Annotated in this window: 18 protein-coding genes; 6 read left to right on the top strand and 12 right to left on the bottom strand. The window is 56.9% G+C overall.

Annotation, left to right across the window (positions count from 1 at the left end):
* Positions 1-27: 27 nt before the first annotated feature.
* The 4 genes from HNQ64_RS20260 to HNQ64_RS20245 form a co-directional block, all read right to left on the bottom strand.
* On the bottom strand, positions 28-1,197 hold the full coding sequence (locus tag HNQ64_RS20260) for a serine hydrolase domain-containing protein (RefSeq protein ID WP_184212115.1): 1,170 nt from the start codon (positions 1,195-1,197) through the stop codon (positions 28-30).
* A 2-nt stretch (positions 1,198-1,199) separates the two neighbouring features.
* Positions 1,200-1,679 (bottom strand): TPR end-of-group domain-containing protein, encoded by a 480-nt coding sequence (locus HNQ64_RS20255; RefSeq protein ID WP_184212113.1) that lies wholly within the window; start codon positions 1,677-1,679, stop codon positions 1,200-1,202.
* Positions 1,680-1,749: 70 nt separating this feature from the next.
* Positions 1,750-1,905 (bottom strand): DUF2256 domain-containing protein, encoded by a 156-nt coding sequence (locus HNQ64_RS24385; RefSeq protein WP_184212111.1) that lies wholly within the window; start codon positions 1,903-1,905, stop codon positions 1,750-1,752.
* Positions 1,906-1,913: 8 nt separating this feature from the next.
* Positions 1,914-3,782 (bottom strand): SulP family inorganic anion transporter, encoded by a 1,869-nt coding sequence (locus HNQ64_RS20245; protein WP_184212109.1) that lies wholly within the window; start codon positions 3,780-3,782, stop codon positions 1,914-1,916.
* 121 nt (positions 3,783-3,903) lie between these two features.
* Here HNQ64_RS20245 and holA point away from each other — a divergent pair, with 121 nt between their 5' ends.
* From holA to glpK, 4 genes are all read left to right on the top strand, one after another.
* Positions 3,904-5,034 carry a DNA polymerase III subunit delta gene (gene holA, locus HNQ64_RS20240; RefSeq protein ID WP_184212107.1) on the top strand — a complete coding sequence of 377 codons (1,131 nt, stop codon included), beginning with the start codon at positions 3,904-3,906 and terminating at the stop codon, positions 5,032-5,034.
* A gap of 75 nt (positions 5,035-5,109) precedes the next feature.
* Positions 5,110-7,674, top strand: a complete 2,565-nt coding sequence (locus HNQ64_RS20235) for a PQQ-dependent sugar dehydrogenase (RefSeq protein WP_184212105.1) — start codon at positions 5,110-5,112, stop codon at positions 7,672-7,674.
* A 46-nt stretch (positions 7,675-7,720) separates the two neighbouring features.
* Positions 7,721-8,617, top strand: a complete 897-nt coding sequence (locus HNQ64_RS20230) for a hydroxypyruvate isomerase family protein (RefSeq protein ID WP_184212103.1) — start codon at positions 7,721-7,723, stop codon at positions 8,615-8,617.
* A 78-nt stretch (positions 8,618-8,695) separates the two neighbouring features.
* Positions 8,696-10,174, top strand: a complete 1,479-nt coding sequence (glpK, locus tag HNQ64_RS20225) for a glycerol kinase GlpK (RefSeq protein WP_184212101.1) — start codon at positions 8,696-8,698, stop codon at positions 10,172-10,174.
* Between the two features lie 15 nt (positions 10,175-10,189).
* On the opposite strand, the gene HNQ64_RS20220 is transcribed toward glpK, so the two are convergent.
* On the bottom strand, positions 10,190-10,642 hold the full coding sequence (locus tag HNQ64_RS20220; RefSeq protein WP_184212099.1) for a GatB/YqeY domain-containing protein: 453 nt from the start codon (positions 10,640-10,642) through the stop codon (positions 10,190-10,192).
* 157 nt (positions 10,643-10,799) lie between these two features.
* A complete protein-coding gene (locus tag HNQ64_RS20215; protein WP_184212097.1) occupies positions 10,800-11,768 on the bottom strand; it encodes a c-type cytochrome domain-containing protein in 969 nt (322 codons plus the stop codon).
* Between the two features lie 123 nt (positions 11,769-11,891).
* Here HNQ64_RS20215 and HNQ64_RS20210 point away from each other — a divergent pair, with 123 nt between their 5' ends.
* Positions 11,892-13,190: a glucose-1-phosphate adenylyltransferase gene (locus HNQ64_RS20210; RefSeq protein WP_184212095.1), complete on the top strand. Its 1,299-nt coding sequence runs from the start codon at positions 11,892-11,894 to the stop codon at positions 13,188-13,190.
* Positions 13,191-13,244: 54 nt separating this feature from the next.
* Here the strand turns inward: HNQ64_RS20210 and HNQ64_RS20205 are convergent, their stop codons facing one another.
* The 3 genes from HNQ64_RS20205 to HNQ64_RS20195 are packed head-to-tail and all read right to left on the bottom strand — an operon-like array spanning position 13,245 to position 16,441.
* Complete coding sequence (locus HNQ64_RS20205; RefSeq protein WP_184212093.1) at positions 13,245-14,543, bottom strand: sigma-54-dependent transcriptional regulator; 1,299 nt, start codon at positions 14,541-14,543, stop codon at positions 13,245-13,247.
* Between the two features lie 13 nt (positions 14,544-14,556).
* Positions 14,557-15,903 carry a sensor histidine kinase gene (locus HNQ64_RS20200; protein ID WP_184212091.1) on the bottom strand — a complete coding sequence of 449 codons (1,347 nt, stop codon included), beginning with the start codon at positions 15,901-15,903 and terminating at the stop codon, positions 14,557-14,559.
* Between the two features lie 10 nt (positions 15,904-15,913).
* Complete coding sequence (locus HNQ64_RS20195; protein WP_221305515.1) at positions 15,914-16,441, bottom strand: gluconokinase; 528 nt, start codon at positions 16,439-16,441, stop codon at positions 15,914-15,916.
* 90 nt (positions 16,442-16,531) lie between these two features.
* On the opposite strand from HNQ64_RS20195, the gene purU reads away from it, so the two are divergent.
* Entirely contained in the window at positions 16,532-17,413 is an 882-nt protein-coding gene (purU, locus tag HNQ64_RS20190; RefSeq protein ID WP_246431141.1) for a formyltetrahydrofolate deformylase, read from the top strand.
* Positions 17,414-17,432: 19 nt separating this feature from the next.
* Here purU and HNQ64_RS20185 read toward each other — a convergent pair whose 3' ends face one another.
* From HNQ64_RS20185 to HNQ64_RS20175, 3 genes are all read right to left on the bottom strand, one after another.
* A complete protein-coding gene (locus tag HNQ64_RS20185; protein ID WP_184212089.1) occupies positions 17,433-17,864 on the bottom strand; it encodes a hypothetical protein in 432 nt (143 codons plus the stop codon).
* Between the two features lie 8 nt (positions 17,865-17,872).
* Complete coding sequence (locus tag HNQ64_RS20180) at positions 17,873-18,484, bottom strand: helix-turn-helix domain-containing protein (protein ID WP_184212088.1); 612 nt, start codon at positions 18,482-18,484, stop codon at positions 17,873-17,875.
* A 175-nt stretch (positions 18,485-18,659) separates the two neighbouring features.
* On the bottom strand, positions 18,660-18,977 hold the full coding sequence (locus HNQ64_RS20175; RefSeq protein ID WP_184212086.1) for an HU family DNA-binding protein: 318 nt from the start codon (positions 18,975-18,977) through the stop codon (positions 18,660-18,662).
* Positions 18,978-18,992 lie beyond the last annotated feature (15 nt).

Here is an 18,992-nt window from a genome sequence, read left to right as displayed (position 1 = left end):
GGGTGTCCACGCTGAATGCGGATGATGTTACCAATACAGACGCTCCACCAAGCCCAGCACTTTGGCACCTGGCAGGGCACCGACTTCCATCTGATTCATCACATAGGCCAGTGCGATGCCATTTTCTGGGTCCGCAAGAGACAGGCTGCCTCCAGCCCCGGGATGGCCAAAGGCACTCAAACTCTGTCCATAATGCTGGCGCAGTTTGGCCCCATCGTATCGTGGATCTGGATTGATCGGGTCCTTCATCACACCCGCGCCAAAGGCGATGGGGGTGAGGAGCACGCTATCCTCTTCTTCAGATAAAGTGTGGCTGAGCTGCCTAACAATGGATTCCGAAACGAGGCGTTTGCCATTCCAAATGCCCCCCTGGGCCAGCATGGCGTAGAATTTGCCGAGCCCGCGTGCGCTGCCTACACCGCCCATGCTGGCAAAGCCGGGTGCCCACAGTGCAGAGGTGTTGAATTCACTCACCGCATTGAGACCGAAGGGGCTGGTGAAGGTTCGCTGGGTCAGCGTGCCGCCAGCATTGTAGGCTTTGAGGAAAGGCTGGTCATTATGCGCGATGCTGATTTTCCCAGGATATACAGGTGAAACCCGGCCCCACTGCTCTTCTGGTAAGCCGATCCAGAAATCGAGATCCATCGGTTCACCGAAGGTCTCGCGGAAATAGAGACCCAAAGAATCCACTCCGGTAATGCGGCGCACGGTTTCATCCATCAAGAAACCGAAGGTGCGCGCATGGTAGCCCTGGCGTGTGCCAGGTTCCCACAGCGGAGTTTGATGCTCCAGTGCCTCCACGACGGCTTCATAATTAAAGATGGGCACGCGTTCATCCAGCGCACACAGCCCTGCGGTGTGCGAGAGTAAATGGGCAAACTGCATCGCCCCTTTTCCTCCGCCAACGAATTCGGGCCAGACCTCAGACACGGCACAGTCCAGTGGCAGTCCAGCCTCCTCCAGTGCCATCAGGCAGCATACTGCTGCGGGGGCTTTCGTGGAAGAAAAGACGGGGGCCAGCGTTCGTGCATCCCAGGGCTGGGTGCTTTGGCGGTCACAAAATCCCTGCGCCAGTGCCAGCACTTCCACGCCATGTTGCCAGATGGAAACGGAGGCTCCCAGTTCTCCTCGTGTGCGGAAGTTTTCTTCGAACCATTCCGTGATGGCGACTTTGGCTGTGGGCGTGATGGCGTGCATTTTTAGGATTTATCTAACTGCGTGCGCAGTCGATCCAGGTCGGGATCCTTGCGCGCATGGCTCCGCAGACTGCCATCCATTTCAAAAGATTGCCTCAGTAAATTCAGCGCTTTTTCATCTTCGCCCAGACAGGCCAGGTAGCAGCCCAGATTGTAGTAATACACGGGTTTAGTTCGCAGGGCCGCAGGGCCGCGTGCCAGCAGGTCCAGTGCCTCCGTGGTGCGCCCCAGCTCATGCAGGCAATAGGCGGCGTGGATATAGCCTCCGGGTTCTTCGGGCTCCAGGGCGCACAACTTTTGCGTCAGAGCCAGAGCCTCCGCCCACTGGCGGTCCCCCATGCGGCAGAGCACGCTGAGTTCGATGACATCCACCCGCTCCGCTGCAGAAGGGGGGAGACGGATCAATTCTGCCTGGGCCTCTTCATGAAGACCCAATTCGACATAGCCTTGGGCGGCTAGGATGCGTCGTTCCAGATCGTTCATGTTTTTCGGTTATCAGTCAATCTGGCGGGCGAGTCAATAGGACGAGCGCAGCATTCGATGCGAATGGAACTCAGTCTGGGGTCCGTCTTTGTTTTTTCTTCCGGCAGCCTTCACTGCAATAGAGCACTTGGTCCCACACTCTTTCCCATTTCTTGCGCCAAGTGAAAGGCCTCTGGCAGACGGCACAAAGTTTCTCCGGCAAGTTTTCTTTTTTCACCCCTCGCATGTGGAGAACTACGCTTCCTTTTTCTTGCCGGGGTCAAAGAAGATCTTCACTTCCGCCTCGGTGGTGCCCAGGATTTGTTGAGCCCGCTTCAGCGCATTTCGTGTGGCCACATTGGGGTTGCTCGGGCTGGAGGGGAAAAGATTGTCCTTACCGATGACCTCCACCATGCCGGCATCCCGCAGCACGCGGTAGATATCCTTCATTACCCCGCTGATCAGGAGATCTCGCCCATCGGCCCTCAGCGCCCGCACCAGATCCTCCATCGCCATCACCGAGGTAGCATCCATGTGGCGGGCATTTTTCAGTCGCAGGATGATGATGCGCAGGTTCGGGTCTGCACAGGCCTGCTGGACTTGGCTGCGAAAGAGCTCGGCTGCGCCAAAGAATAGCTCCCCCTCCACATGGACGATGGAGATGGCCGGATTTTGCCTCATGCCAGGCTGGCTCGCTTCTGCTAGGTTACCCTCTTCGTTAAACTCATATTCGATGAGGGAGGGGCGGCTCGCCTTGCGCAGATACAGCATCAGGGACACCCCCACTCCGGTGAAGATGGCCACGTGCAGCGGCACCATCAGAGTCGCAGCCAGAGTGACCAAAAAAGTCAGCGCATCAGATCCCGTGGCTTGGAGGCAGATGCGCACATGGCGTTTATTGATGAGAGAAAGTGCCACGCAGATGATCAGCACCGCCAGGGAAGCCTTCGGAATATAGACCACCAGACTGCCCAAGGTTAGCGCTCCGAGGAGGCAGGCCAAGCCGTTTACCAAAGACGCGACGGGGGTGCGGGCACCGCTGGCAAAATTCAGCGTGCTGCGAACCATGGAGCCGGAGCAGGGCATCCCGCTCAGGTAGGCGCAGCTCAAGTTCGCCATGCCCAGGCCAAACATGTCCTGATTCGGGTCCACCCGCTGCCCTTTCAGGCCTGAGAGAGTCTTGCCCATGGTGGAGCTTTCCAGCGTGGCTAAAAAAGCCAGCGCGATGGCGAGGCCAAAAAGACGGCTGAAATCCGAAAGGAACTTGGGCGAGGCAAAGTCTGGAAACGGTGGCAGCAGATCCAACCAAGTGAATTGCGCATCTTGAAAGGTGGGAATGGTGATGTTCAGCGTTTTCATCCCCAAGCCGATGAGTGACGCTCCCACCAGTGCGATGGCCAGGCTGGGCCACGTCGGGCGCAGCCGGCGAATGCCCCAGTAAATGCCCGCCGTCAGGGCTGCTATCAGAAGGCTTTCCCAGTGCGTCTGTGAGAGGTTTTGTAACAACTGCCAGACGATACCCGGAAAGGTGCGTGGTTGGAAAACCTGCCCGTCTTCAGCGATGGTACGCGTGCCAATGCCCAGTACATTTCCTGCTTGGTTGGCGATGATCAGCATGGCCGCGCCCGTGATGTAGGCCACCATCACCGCCCGGCTGATGTACTGGGCCAGCTCAGCCACCTTGATGAAGGATCCGATCAACAGCAGCGTCCCCACCATGAACACCAGCAGCGGCATCAGCGTGATGCGGTCCAGGTGCGCATCGGCCGCAAAGTAGGAGAAAATCATGAACGCCGTCGCATTCGTAGGCCCGAGGACCGTGTAGCGAGAGCTCAAAAATAACGCCCCAACGATGCCAGCCACGGCCGAGCACGTGGTGCCAAATTGCAGAGGCAACCCTGCGATGGCGGCATAGGCCATGCCTTGTGGAATATCCAGCAGGGCCACGGAGGTGCCTGCCTTCAGATCCGCCTGAAAGCGCCGGGGGCCATAGCCACGCAGCCAGCGCCGGATGGGCAGGGGATCCAGGCCGGTATCTGCCAGATTTTCACTCAGCCACGAACGGCCCTGCCGCGCGAGATTGCGCGCGATCTGCCACCAGGAGGGCGTGGAAGGGCCGGACATACGTTACTTTAATGCGTGGAGATGGAAGATGGAAGTGGTTGGTTGCAGGTTATTCGTTATTGATCAGTGCCTCAGGCCGGGTTCCTATCCCAAAAAACGCCTTTCCGTTACGTCTCCTCCCATGCCTCCTCCGAAAAAGACCGCCTCACCCAGCCAAGTCCATGCCATCTTGGGCACTGACGACGCCCGGGTGAAGGAAATGGCCATGAAGACCGTGCAGCGTCTCTCCCCTCCTGGGGCCGATGAGTTTGCCAATGAGATCGTCGAGGGCAATGCCGACAATGCCGAGCACGCCGGACAGATTTGTTCCAACGTCATCATGGCCCTGCAAACCATGCCCTTCTTTGGTGGGGCCAAGATCGTTTGGCTCAAGGGCGCGAACTTTTTGGGCGATAACCAGACCGGCAAATCTCAGGCGGCCGTACAGGGTTTTGAAAACATCCTTGATGTCATCGAGTCGGGTCTCGGGCCCGATGTCAGCTTTGTCCTCAGTGCCAATTCCATTGATAAGCGCCGCACGGCCTACAAACGTTTGGGCAAACTCGCGGGCATTGAGGTCTTTGATAAACCCGATACCAGCAAGGCTGGCTGGGAAGGTGCCGTCATGGCGCATGCCAGCCAGAAAGCTCGTGAACTGGGCCTCACGTTTGAAAGTGGGGCTCTGGATCTTCTGGTGCAGATGGCAGGGGATGACACGCGGCAGCTTGAAAATGAGATTGTCAAAATCGACCTCTACCTGGGCGAACGCCGCCGCTGCGGTATCAATACCGTCCGGGGACTCGTCTCCCTCAGCCGTTCCGGCGTCATTTGGGAAATCGGCAATGCCATCGGTGCTCGTGATCTCCAACGTGCATTGGAACTCCTCGGCGTGCTGCTTTATCAGGGACAAAACGCCATTGGCATCCTCCTTGGGGCCATCGTTCCCCGTGTGCGCAGCCTGCTCATCGTCAAAGAACTGGCCACGAAGTACAAGGTGAACAAGTCCAACTACAGCGGCTTCACCTCCAGCCTGGATGCCCTCCCCAGCAGCGCCACCTCGCACCTGCCCCGCAAGAAGGATGGCAGCGGCTTCAATGCCTACCCGCTTTTCCTCGCCCTCAATGAAGCGGGTCGTTTCACTTTGGAAGAACTGCACGCTGCCCTCGTCGCGTGTTTGGATGCAAATGTGAAACTCGTCACCACTCAGTTGGATAACAAAGTGGTGCTGGAGCGTCTCTTGGTGGGCCTGCTGACTCCGCGAGTGAAGCGGTAACCACCGTACTGTGTGCCAAAAGCGGCTGAAGCCGTCACGGAGTTTTGCTTGTGCTCAGGGGGGCTTTCTGATGGAATGAAGCCTGCTCCCAAGTCCGTGATCATGAACGCTCTGCGCTGCCTCATCGCCCTCCTTTTTGCATTGCCCCTGCTGGGCCACGGCGCTTTCCCGGCCTTGTACATGAAGCCGGTTTGTCTTCAGCAGATCCATTCTCCCACTAACATCACTTCGGCTAAAGACGGCACTGGGCGTCTCTTCATCTGTGACCAGCCAGGGAAGATTCATGTTTTCCAGCGTGGCATGCTGCTGCCGACCCCTTTCTTGGATCTTTCTAACAGTGGGCTTGATCGTGTTTTTGTTGGGGCTGATCTCACAGTTTACAGTGAGCGCGGCCTTTTAGGCATGACTTTCCATCCGGATTTCAACGAGCCTCTGGCTCCGGGCTACCGCCGCTTTTATGTGAACTATACGGCGTTACCCAGCACGCCTACCGATAACCCAAGCACGCCCCAAGACTGTGTAACCGTCATCTCAGAGTTCCGAGTCTCTGCCAACGATCCAAATGTGGCGGACCCTAGCAGTGAGCGCATTCTGCTGACCTACGGACAACCTCAGTTCAATCACAACGGCGGTCAGATTGAGTTTGGTCCCGACGGCCTGCTATACATTGGCAGTGGGGATGGCGGCAGCGCCAATGACAACAACGCAGGGCATACGGGTGGCAGTAGCGTCAATCCACGGCCTAACGGCATCTTGGGTAATGGCCAGGATCGTCGAGTCCTACTCGGCAAGATCCTCCGCATTGATCCACTAGGGACCAACGGTCCAGGCGGCCAGTATGGCATCCCAGCAGACAATCCTTTCGTGGGCATGCAGCAGGACTTTACGAACGATGCTCTGGATGGACCTATGCGTGGCGAGATCTACGCCTACGGTCTTCGCAATCCCTGGCGCTTTTGTTTTGATAGCCGCGCAGGTGGGACTAACCGAATGTATTGCGGGGATGTCGGGCAGGGAAAGGTGGAAGAGGTGAACCTCATCACCAAAGGGGGAAATTATGGTTGGCGATATAAAGAAGGTAGCTTCGTCTTTGATGGTCTGATGTCCACCAACGGCATAGCCCCCGCAAGTCCCACGGACCCAATAGCCCAATACAAACATCCGGGCTCAGATCCCTCCATCATTCTGCCAGAACTCGGCCTCTCCGTCACGGGAGGTTATGTCTATCGTGGCAGTGCCATTCCAGGCATGGCTGGCAAGTACATCTTTGGGGATTACGGCGCTACCTCCGGGAGCGCGAATGGTCGCCTCATGGGCCTGGAGGACACAGCCGCTGGCAGTGGCACGTTCACCTTGGTGGAGGCGCTCCCTATCACTACTGGCAACCCCTTTGACCTCCATGTACTCTGTCTGGGCGAAGATGAAGCTGGCGAGATCTACGTGGGGACAAAAATCACAGCAGGCGTAACTCAACTCAGCGAGGGGCTGCCTGCGGGGGGCATTTACAAACTTGTTTTTGTTCCACCTGCCGGAACCATGACCTTGAGTGATGCTGCCGCGATTAAAGACACGACGATTTATTCAGAAAGCGATTTCAGCAACGGTTCCGGATCCCATTTTTTTGCAGGCTCGGCTAGCACTTCAGGTATTCGACGTGCCTTTCTATCTTTTGCGTTGAATTCGAATACCCTCCCTAGTGGTGCTTATGTTACAGGGGCTAGCTTACAACTTTATGTAAATCAGCAGGCCCAATCTGCCGTGGCTGGGGATTTTACGCTCCATAAAGCCACCGCTAGTTGGGGGGAAGGTACCTCCAATTCAGATTTTCAAAGTCCCGGTCCTGGGTTCGGCATTGCGGCTGCTGTCGGAGACGCAACCTGGCAGCTTCGACAAGTCAACACGGTGGGGACTCCGCCTCTAGGCACAGCTTGGAGTGTCCCAGGTGGTGATTTTATTCCCACATCTTCTGCTGCGGTGAATATCTCAAGCACGGGATCGGTGACCTTCAGCAACGCCCAACTTGCGGTCGATGTGCAGTCCTGGATTAACAACCCCTCGAGCAACTTGGGTTGGTGTTTGAGAGGGCCTGAAAATGATCTGCTTGTTGCGCGTCGTTTTACCAGCCGAAATTCAACGAATGCTTCGCAGCGTCCGCGTTTAATACTTCAGTATGCTTTCACTATTCCCCCCACACACTTCGAGTCCTGGCTGGCCACGCACTTCCCAGATAAGCCCATCGGCTTCTTTCTCGATGAAGCGGCGGATTTGGACAACGATGGCATCTCCAATCGCCACGAGTATGCCTATGGCCTCAGCCCGGTGGTGGCGGATGAAAACAGTGGCTTCACTGTTAGCACCCTGCCTGGCAGTGGCAGCAATACCCTGCACCGGCTCACCTTCCGCCGTGACAGTGCCGCCACGGATTTGACCTACCAACTCCAAACCAGTGCCGACCTCATCAACTGGACCACCATCGCCACCAGCATTGCCGGGACCAGTGCGCTGGGCAGCAATGGTGGCAGCGTGCTTTCAGATGTCGTCCAAACGGGCACCATTCGTCTCGTGACGGTACAGGAGTCTCTGGCTCCCGTGATGAAAACACGTCGCTTCGTGCGTCTGCACGTGCAGCGCTCTTTTTGAGATTCGCTGCTTGGAAATCTTCCGCAGGCGACGTTAAATCCTGCGCATGAATCCAGCCCCACTTCCGCGTCGTCAGTTTTTAAATCGTTCTCTTGGCGTGGCCGCCGTGGTAGCCATGCTGAAAGATCAAGCCTGGGCGGCGGACACTAAAGCGGGCAAGGTGAAGCATTCGGTCTGCAAGTGGTGCTACAAAGACATTCCTCTGGAGACCATGTGCCTCGCCGCCAAGGAGATCGGTCTGGAGTCCATCGAGCTTCTGGACCCACCTGACTTTGCGACGATGAAAAAGCACGGCCTGCACTGCGCCATGGTCAGCTTTCCCACAGCCATGGGGCCGGATAACAAAAAGATCGGCAGCATCCCGCACGGCTTTAATCGTGTGGAGCACCATGACCTCCTGGTGCAAGCTTACGAGCCTCTGTTGAAAGTCAGCGCTGAGGCGGGTTTTAAACAAGTCATCTGCTTCAGCGGCAATCGCAATGGCATGAGCGATGAGCAAGGCCTAGAAAACTGCGCCATCGGGCTGAAGCGCCTGCTGCCACTGTGTGAAAAACTCGGCGTCACGCTAGTGATGGAGTTGCTGAACAGCAAGGTGAACCACCCCGACTACATGTGCGATCACAGCGCCTGGGGCGTCGCCTTGTGCGAGAAGTTAGGCTCACCCCACTTCAAGCTGCTGTATGATATCTATCACATGCAGATCATGGAGGGGGACGTCATCGCCACCATTCGCAAGCAGCACGCTCACTTCGCCCATTACCACACCGGCGGCGTCCCCGGACGTGCCGAGATTGATGACACTCAGGAGCTCCACTATTCCGCCATCATCAAGGCCATCCAGGAAACGGGTTATACCGGTTACCTGGGCCAAGAGTTCATCCCGAAAAAGGCCGACAAACTCGCCTCGCTGAAACAGGCTGTGGGTATCTGCTCGGTTGGTTAGACCTGACTTGGTGGATATTCTTGCCTCACCTGGTCTTTGACGGCTTGACCCCATGCCTCCGATATGAACAATCGGGGCATGAAATACATCCTCGCGCTCGATCAAGGGACCACCAGCAGCCGCAGCATTCTGTTTGATAAGAAGGGCAAGGTCATCGCCACGGCGCAGAAGGAGTTTACCCAGCATTACCCCCAACCAGGCTGGGTGGAGCATGACGCGGCGGAGATCTGGAGCACCCAGCTCCGCACGATGAAAGAAGTCTTGAAAAAGGCCAAGGCCACAGGCAAAGACATCGCGGCCATCGGCATCACCAATCAGCGAGAAACCACCGTCGCCTGGAATAAGAAAACGGGCCAGCCGGTGGGCAAGGCCATCGTCTGGCAGGACCGCCGCACCGCCGCCTTTTGTGATAAGCTGAAGGCCAAGGGGGCAGAGTCCATGATCCGTCATAAAACCGGCCTCGTGGTGGATGCCTACTTCTCTGCGACGAAGATGAACTGGATGCTCAAGCATGTGCCTGAGACCAAGGAACTGGCCAAGGCGGGCGACCTCGCTTTTGGCACCGTGGATTCCTGGCTGCTGTGGAATCTGACGGGCGGCCAGGTGCATGCCACGGATGTCAGCAATGCCTCGCGCACCATGCTCTATGACATCACCCAAGGTGGCTGGGATGTAGAGCTGATGAAACTCTTTGGCGTGCCTGCTTCCACCTTGCCTGAGGTGCTTCCCTCCAGTGGTATCTTCGGGGAGACCTCTTTGTTAGGCGGTAGCATTCCCATCGCAGGCATAGCGGGGGATCAGCAGGCAGCCTTGTTTGGCCAGGTGTGCACCACCCCTGGCATGGTGAAGAACACCTATGGCACGGGTTGTTTCATGCTCATGCACACCGGCACGAAGCGCATCGCCTCCGGCAATAATCTTCTAACCACCGTGGCCTGGCAGTTGGGCGATGGTGAGTTGGAGTATGCGGTGGAAGGCAGTGTCTTCATCGCCGGCGCCGTGGTGCAATGGCTGCGCGATGGGCTGGGCATCATCAAAAAATCTTCGGAGGTGGAGGCCCTGGCGGCCCAGGTTCCCGATGCAGGCGGTGTTTACCTCGTGCCTGCCTTCGCAGGGCTCGGTGCCCCCCACTGGGATCAATATGCGCGCGGACTCATGTGCGGCATCACCCGGGGCACCACGAAGGCCCACATCGCACGCGCGGCCCTGGAAGGCATCGCTTATCAGGTGACGGATATTCTCCACGCCATGCAGGCAGATGCAGGGGTAAAGCTGCGTGAGTTGCGCGTGGATGGCGGGGCCAGTAACAACAACCTCATGATGCAGTTCCAGGCCGATCTCCTCGGCGTGCCCGTCGTGCGCCCCGTGGTCACAGAGACCACCGCCTTAGGCGCAGCTTACCTCGCAGGCCTCGGTACCGGCTTCTGGAAAAACCAGGCCGAAATCGCCACCCAGTGGCAGACCGAACGCCGCTTTGAACCTGCTATGAAAGCCCCCCAGCGCAAGAAGCTCCTTTCAGGCTGGAACCGTGCACTGGAGAGGACCAAAGGGGCGTAGTCGAAAACGAAGCGACTACTGCAGTCTCTTCGCCACTTCGGCGGAGAGGGCGCGGTTGTCGGCACGGCCAGCGGCGCGTTCGCCCAGCAGTTTCATCACAGCTCCCATGTCTTTTTTGGAGGTGGCACCCAGTTCTAGGATCACGCTATTGACGAGTTTTTCCATTTCGTCGGCGCTCATGGCGGCGGGGAGGTATTTCTCCAGCACGGCGATTTCGGCCTTCTCGGTTTCGGCAAGGTCAGGGCGGCCGCCGGCTTCGTAGCTGGCCACGGAGTCCTGGCGCTTTTTGAGTTCTTTGCGGATGACGGCGATGGCGTCGGTATCCTCCAGTTCACCTTCAGCCCCGAACTTTTCAATTGCTGCGTACTTGATCGCCGACTTCAGGCCGCGCACCACATTCAGGGTCACGGTGTCTTTCGCCTTCATGGCGGTCTTCATGTCTTCAGTGAGCTGCTGGGCAATGGGCATGGTCGTAGGGGGAAAAGATTGGATTGGAAAGAACAGTGGCGTGTAGGGCTGGGGTTGTCCAGAGAGGATGGCTGTCAGAACCGTTGGCTTCCAGGCATGAAAAATCCCCTGGCAGCATCAGCCACACAGGGGATGTGAAGGTTTGTCGCGAGCTTGGTTACTTGAGGGTGACCTTGATGCCAGGGATGGCGTCTGTCAGCTCTTTCACGGCTGCTGGCGTGGCCTGGGTTTGGTAGAGGGAAACGGTTTTGAGGGACTTGATGCCACTGAGATGCTTGACCCCGGTATCGGTGATGGCCGTGCCGAAGAGATTGAGGTTTTGCAGATTCTTTAAACCAGCGAGGGATGCCAGACCTGCATCAGTGATTTTGGTCTGGCGCAGGTCTAACGAGGCTAGGCGTGGGAATTGCGCCAGTGTCTTCAATGCGGTGTCTGTGATGGCTGTGCGGCCAAGGTCAATCTGGGCCACCTGCTCTTTCAAAGGCAATAAAACGGTGATGGTTTCGTCCGTGCATTTGGACACTCCCGTGAGGAAGTCCGCACGCAGCAAAGGGCTGTCCATTTTGAGCGTCGCTATCTGTGCCCCGCCTGCTTTGGCTTGATCAATGGCGGCAGTTTCGGCGGGTTTCACACCTTCTTGAAGCTTGGCGTAGAAGGTCTCATGCTCGCGCACTTTGGTCACCGCAGCTTTGGCAGGCTCAGCTTCTTTGGGGGCACCTTCCATGTTCCCCTTCCAGCCACCAAAGTCTGCCCCGCCTTCGATCCACTCCTTCAGCAGCTTGATTTCATCCGGCGTCATGGGGTCGCCCTTCGGGGGCATGAACATGTCATCATCTTTGGGCAGGTTGACGACTTCATACATGTAGCTCTTGGCCAAATTTCCTGGTACCAGCGCAGGGCCACTTTCAGCCCCTTTCAGCATGGCCCAAGCCGCATCCAGGCGGAGGTCGGCTTTGGGTTTCTTCAGCTTCCCATCTTCCATAAAAGCCGCCTTGTGGCAGCTGAGGCACTTAGCCTCCAGCACGGGGAGGATCTGCTTTTCAAAGTTCACTGCTGCGGGCAGGGAAGCGGTGGCACCGGCAGCGGCGAAAGCTAAAAGGGATAAACGAAGCGTCGCGGAAGACATACGATTTGGGGTGGTTGGGCTCAATGCACGATGAAACATGCGGAATACCTGCATCTGGCGCGAGAGAAACGCTTGCCTCAGCGTCTTGTTTCAAGGAAAACTGACAGCAACTTACTGACCCTCATGCCCACACGAATCGAAACCGATGCTCTCCTCCGGCGTTCCACCTTGGCCATCGTCATGGGTGGGGGGGCGGGAACCCGCCTTTTCCCGCTGACTAAAGACCGCGCAAAACCTGCCGTGCCTCTGGCTGGTAAGTATCGTCTTGTGGACATCCCCATCAGCAACTGCATCAACTCGGGCGTGCGCCAAGTGTATGTGCTGACTCAATATAACAGCGCCTCGCTGAACCGGCACATCGCTCGCACTTACAAGTTCGACCAATTCAGTCGTGGCTTCATCGAAGTGCTCGCCGCTCAGCAGACTCCACAGGGGGAACGCTGGTATCAGGGGACGGCTGATGCGGTGCGGCAAAACCTGCGTTACTTCCTAGAAGGGGATCATGAATATTTCCTCATCCTCAGTGGTGACCAACTTTACCGCATGGACTTTCGCAAAGTGATGGATCAGCACCTCATGAGCGGAGCTGAATTGACCATCGCCACACTCCCTGTAAATGCAGAGGATGCGACAGGTTTTGGCATCATGAAGGCGGATGCCTCAGGCCGTATCCATGAGTTTGTGGAAAAGCCCAAGGACCCTGCCGTGCTGGAGTCCCTGCGCATGCCGGATGAAACGCTCAAGGAGCTAGGCCTGCCTACAGAGGAAGCTCGTTACCAAGCCTCCATGGGCATTTATGTCTTCAATCGCAAGGCCCTCATTGAGAGCTTGGATAATGATTGCATGGATTTCGGCAAGCACATCATCCCGGCTGCGCTGAAGAAGTACAAGGTTCATTCCTTTAACTTCCAGGGTTACTGGGAAGACATCGGCACCATCCGTAGCTTTTTCCATGCTAACTTGGATCTCTGCAAACTGGTCCCCCAGTACGATTTCTTTGATTCTTCGGCGCCTATTTTCACTCATGCCCGGTTCCTTCCTGCCACCAAGATTAACGGAGCTGTCATTCGCGAGGCCCTGATTTCAGATGGCTGCATCATCACTGATGCGCATGTGGAAACGGCGGTCATCGGCCTTCGCTCCATCATTGAGACGGGCACCACCATCCGTGATACCATCATCATGGGCGCTGACTACTATGCTGGCGCTGCGGGCACAGACCAAAGCAAGCCCGCACCCGGCATCGGCCGGAACTGCCGCATTGAAAAGGTCATCCTGGATAAGAACGTCCACGTTGGGGACAACGTGGTCATCACCCCCGAGGGCAAGCCGGAGAATATGGATAGTGACCTGTTTTACATCCGTGATGGCATCGTGGTGATCCCGAAGGACACCGTCATCCCTGCTGGAACCTGGATCTAAACAGTCTTTTTCACACGGCCCTGCATCTTCGATTTTTGAGGATGCAGGGCTTTTTTATTCTTTGCCCAGCAGCTCGCGCAGTTTCCGGCGCAAGGTCGCTCGGTTCATGTTCAGCGCTGCGGCGAGGCGTGTGGGCTTGTCCTCAAAGCGGTGCAGCAGCTCTGCTAGCAGAGGTTTTTCCACCTCGGCCAGCAGCGTGTCGTAGTCAGGGATGAGCTCTTCCGGGCACGTCAGTTTTTGATCTACCCAGGCAATCAGGGCGCGTCTCAGCGCCTCATCCAGATGCTTGCTTTCTTGGCTGTGGCTACTGATGGCCTCAGGCAGATGGCGGGGCAGCACGGGAGCGGCGGAGCAGACGGCGGCCACATGCTGCATGGCGGTGACCAGTTCCCTCACGTTCCCTGGCCAGTCGTAGCCTTTCAGGGCAGCTAGGGATTCTAGGGCCAGCGGTAGCTCTCGGTCTGGGGCGGCTCTTTGGAGCATGGCCGTGGCCAAGGCTGGTAAGTCCCCCGTTCGTGCTGCTAAAGGTGGCAGTGCCACGTGGAGGACGCTGATCAAGTAATACAGATCTTCACGAAAGCGGCCCTGAGAAATGAACTCCAGCAACGGCAGCGAACTGGTGGCTAAAATCCGTTGCTCTGCCTGGGCTAGAGCGCGGCACAGTGTGGCCTGAACAGGGAGCGAAAGGGAGCCTACTTCTTCGATCAGCAGGGTGCCGCCCTTTGACCTTTCCAAGCATTGTGCCAGCACCGTTCCCGCCTGATCCGTGGGCCATTCATCACTGCGAAAGATCACCAGAGTGTGCGGAGTGCTCTGGGCGGCGATCACCTCAGCCGCGAGGGTTTTTCCCGTTCCGGGCTGACCTGTCAGCAGCACCGGGACGGCGGTGGCGCAGGCCTGAGCGATGATGGCAAAGGCACGCTGCATATCCGGTGCATCACCGATCATGATGGCTGGGGCAGGTGAAGCTGCCGTCTGCGGGGCTTCATTCCTGGGCAGCTCCAGTAAGGCGCGCAGTTGGGGCTGGATTTCCGCTAAGTTCAGCGGTTTTAGAAAGTAGTCATGCGCTCCCAGGCGGCGGGCTTCCAAGGCATTGTCCAGGGTGCCATGTGCGGTGATGATGACGATTGGGGGCGGATTGGGGTTGGCGCGCAGCGTGGCCAGAACCTTCAAGCCGCTCATGTCTGGAAGACCGATGTCCAGCAGCACCGCATCAAACTTCTGACGCTGGGCTTTTTCCAATCCGCCAAGTCCAGACGCTGCCACGACGGGCTCTGCCCCCAGGCGGCGCACCACGGTGGAAAGAGCTGCCGCTAGGGCGTATTCGTCTTCGATGATCAGGACTCGTGGCATTCAGCAAGGACGGCTAAAAAGTGATCATCGGCAAAGTGATCTCGACTCGAGCACCGCCTTTGGGATGATTTTTGAGCGTCATTTGACCTCCGTGGGCAGAAATGATCTCTCGTGCAACGTTAAGCCCCACGCCCATCCCCCCTTCTTTTTCAGAGAAAAACAGCTCCACACCTTGATCGAGGGCAGCGGCAGAAAAGCCCGGCCCCCGATCGTCAAAGGTCAGTGTCACCCAGGAGGGATCCGTTTTCAGTGTGATCTCCAGCCGCCCACCTCCTGGCATCGCCTGCATGGCATTGAGGATGATGTTGCGAAACACCTGCTGCAAGCGCAAGCGATCTCCCAGAGTGTCCGGCGCGGTGCTGTTTCCTTCACCTTCGTGGATCAGTTGGATGTTCGTTCCGGTGTGTTCAGCTTGAGGTTGGAGCATTTGCACCGTCTCTTGCAGCAGCGGTAGCAGAGAGAGTGGCTGCTTTTTGGGGGAAGCTGGGCGGGCTAAATAGAGCCATTGGTTCACGAGCCCCTCAATCACCCGAACCTCAGCCAGAAGATGCCGTAGAGATGTCTGAGATTCATCATCTAGATCCACACTTTCAATGAGTTGAGCGTGCAGTTGAATGGAGGCCAGCGGATTTTTGATTTCATGCGCCAGCCCTGTGGCTACACGGCCTAACAAGGCGAGTCTTTCCGACTGGGCGCGGCGTTCACGTTCGCTTAGCAGGTCATCTCGGGTCTGGGTCAGTGCACGTGCCAGTTCGCCGATCTCATCAGCCCGTTTCGTTTCCGGAAGCGCGCGTGCCTGAGGGCTAAAAAAGCCGCCTAGCCTGCGGGTGAGACGCCCCACAGGCTCCACCACTTGCCGCCCGATGACCCAGGCAAAAAGGGCCGAGAATAACCAAAAGGCGATCAAGGAGTATCGGGTCGCAGGGTGCCACAGGCTCAGGGTCAGGGCCGGGGCATCACGGATGAAGATCATGTCATGCTGCTCATCTACCGGTAGCACCAGAGCTTGGCGGCCTGTGGGGAGTTGCAGCACTTCCAGGCTTGTGGGGGCATCCATGAGCATCCGCGCTTCCTCTTGCCTTAGCCCAGGGCCCGCCTGGCCCAGACGGTTGCGAAAGTGGATGTTCATGCGCAGGAGTTGGCTCAGATCATCGGCCAACTTCGGACTGCGCGGGAGATTCAGTCGCATGACAAAGTCCACGTCATTTTGCGCCACCGTGACAAAGAGCCGCTGCATTTCCTCCTGCTGCTGATAGCGCAGCCAGGCCACTAGGAGCAAGGACCCCATGGCAACGAAGACCACCATCACCACGCCGTAACGCGCTGCGAGACTCTGATGCCAGCGCCGGGAGAAATTCATACTGGAAAAATCAAGCGTGACCCAGGCGCTGAAGGATTTCCGCCAGGATGCTTTCAGGCGACTGCTCCAGAGACACCGTCCAGAGATCTGGGGATTCTTCCAAGATCGCAAACTGACTGTCTAGCAGGCTGACGGGCATGTAGTGGCCTTGGCGTTTGGCCATGCGGGAAAAGATCACCTCTTTCGAACCTTTTAAATGAATGAAGATGAAGTCTTCCTCAGCATCGCCCTTCCGCAGTTTTTCCCGATAGATGTTTTTCAGGGCAGAGCAGGCCAGCACATAAACGGCGGTCTGGCCGCGCATTTCTTCGATGCGGGCGCGCAGGGCCGCATACCAGGGCCAGCGATCTTCATCCGTCAGCGGGATGCCGGCGCGCATTTTGTCCTTATTCGCCAGCGAGTGAAAGTCATCTGCATCTTCACAGATGCCGCCTAAGCGCTCGGCCAACAGGGTGCCGATGAGGGTTTTGCCACAGCCACTAACTCCCATAACGATGATGGTGCGGGGAAGGGGGGCGGGGAGATCGGTCGGCTGCATGAGGATGAAGGGCTGATTTTCACGCAAACCGGGGCCGACGCAAAGCCCAGAGAGGAAAACAACGCATAAATCTTTGCGGACAAGGGGGGGATGCGTGAGTTTCCCCACCTCATGGCTGCCGCAGACACCGCTACTCTCCTCATTCATTGCCCAGACCGTCCCGGGTTGGTGCATGATGTCACTGGCTTCATCTTTGCGCACCGGGGGAATATCATAGACCTGCAGCAACACATTGACCCCACCCTGGACGCTTTTTTCATGCGGCTGGAATGGAGCTTGGAAAACTTCACCCTTGAGAAGGAGGAGATCGCCCCCCGGCTCCAGCCCCTGGCTCGTCGTCATGACATGCAGCTCCGCCTGCACTTCGCCAGTCAGAAAAAGCGCGTGGCCTTGTTTGTCACCAAGGAGAGTCACTGTCTTTATGATCTGCTGGCTCGGCATGAGTCCGGCGACTTGCCCGTCGAGATTCCTTTGATTGTGGGCAATCACGATACCCTGCGCTCGGCGGCAGATCGTTTCGGCATCCCCTTTTATCATTTCCCCATCACGAAGGAAAATAAGCAAGAGCAAGAGGCCGCCCAGATCGAACTGCTGAAAAAGGAGCGTGTGGATACCGTGGTGCTGGCCCGCTACATGCAGATCATCAGTCCGGCGATGATCGCCGCCTTCCCGAATCAAATCCTCAATATCCACCACAGTTTCTTACCCGCTTTTGTGGGGGCCAAGCCCTACCACCAAGCCCATGCCCGTGGCGTGAAAATCATCGGAGCCACCAGTCACTACGTGACAGCAGATCTGGATGAAGGTCCCATCGTGCATCAAGACGTGATGCGGGTGAGCCATGAGGACAGCGTCCAGGATCTGGTACGACTAGGTCGGGACCTGGAAAAAAACGTGCTCGCTAAGGCCCTCTGGTGGCACGTGCGTGACCAGGTGCTGGTTTACCAGAATAAGACCGTGGTGTTTGAGTGATGCGGCGGTATGCGGGGGCTTACAGCTTTTCAGCGCGCTGGCGCACGGCCTTCACCTGTGGATTTTTTTGCTCCTCAGCACTCAGCATGTTCAGATGGTCCAGTGCTTCCTTTGCCAGCCCCAACTCCAGATAACCTTCGGCGATGGCCAAACGCGCTTTAAAATCGAGTGCGGCGTCAGGTTCTGTCTTCGCTAAATAAACCCAGCCATCGCCTTCCTTTTGGAGCCGCCATTGATTGATGGCCACGACGACAACCAAGCCCACGATGGCGATGGAGCTTTCTAAAATGAAAGGCGTCGCGAGTGCCCCCGCTACCATCATGACCGCTTTGGCTAGAACCTCGCGGGCTGTGTCACTGACCTTACAAACAATGACCGTTGCCGTGATGAGGGTGGCAGTAAACAGCAGGGGAGAGACCCACCAGCGTTTGGAGACATAAACTTCTGACATGCCACAGCCTACTGCAATCCCGCCGGCAATCCAGTGTCGAATGCGGGTGCTGGTTGCGAGATGACTGGACGGGTACGCATGGAATCTGAAGTCAAGTCACTGCGGGAAGTACCTTTCATGGAAAGTATTTCCATCTGAGGCGTTTCGTGGGCGAGGGGAACCGTGGGGGCCTGCTTAGCACCTGCCTTCAGTGCCTCTTGGGAGACATGATGACCCCACAGCCCTGTTCCCACGAATACCAAGGCGAAAATGACCAGCCCTGCCACGAGGGGCGAACGAGAGGCTTTTTTGCGTTCTTGTGCGTTCAATAGACGCTGTAAGCGGCGATCTTTTACCACCCAGGGGCCGTGGTTTTCGGTGAGGTAGCGGTAGTCCCCTGGACCACCGAGTTTGGAAGTGGGAAGTTCTTCCAAGACCTCCTCCACATCAATGTCGAGGAACTGGCCGTAGATTTTTAAAAAGCTGCGGGCGTAAGTCAGGCTACCGAAAGCGGCCCAATTATCCTGCTCTAACCACCGAAGACGTTGGGCGGGGATACGCGTTTCGTGGGCAACATCCAGCAGCGTCAGCCCACGTTTTTCACGCGCTGTTCGTAGCTGGATGCCAGGCAACATAGACATAAAGAATTTCGCACCCAGTTTGGCATTTGGATGTCATTAAAAGAAGCCAAATCTTTAACGTGCGCTGTTCCTGAGAACAGCGGGCTTCTGTATGCTGTATGTTATATACCTATTTTGAAGGCTGCGGTTACTCAAGATCTGAAAAAATTCAGAAAACAGCTTTTTAAAGCCTGCGCTATTCCTTCGGTTCGACGCTTTCTGGGGATAGCTTAGCGACGCGTTCTTTGAGCTCACGACCTGGCTTAAAACGCACCACGCAGCGATCTGGGATGACGACTTCATCCTTGGGTTTATTGGGATTGCGTCCGATCTTGGACTTGGCGACGCGGACTTCAAAAGTTCCAAATTTACGGAAGGTGACATCGTGTCCCGTTTCCATTTTTTTCCCGATCAATTCCACCAAACCATCCAAGACTTCAGCGACTTGGTGATGTTTGAGCCCGGTGAGGTCGCTCAACTCGGTGATCATATCGCGTTTGGTAGCAGTGGGCATGAGACTTAGGGGGTA

This window comes from Prosthecobacter dejongeii (assembly GCF_014203045.1).
Lineage (GTDB): Bacteria > Verrucomicrobiota > Verrucomicrobiia > Verrucomicrobiales > Verrucomicrobiaceae > Prosthecobacter > Prosthecobacter dejongeii.
Note: the sequence above shows the minus strand (reverse complement) of the source record. Positions and strands in the feature narration are given on the sequence as shown.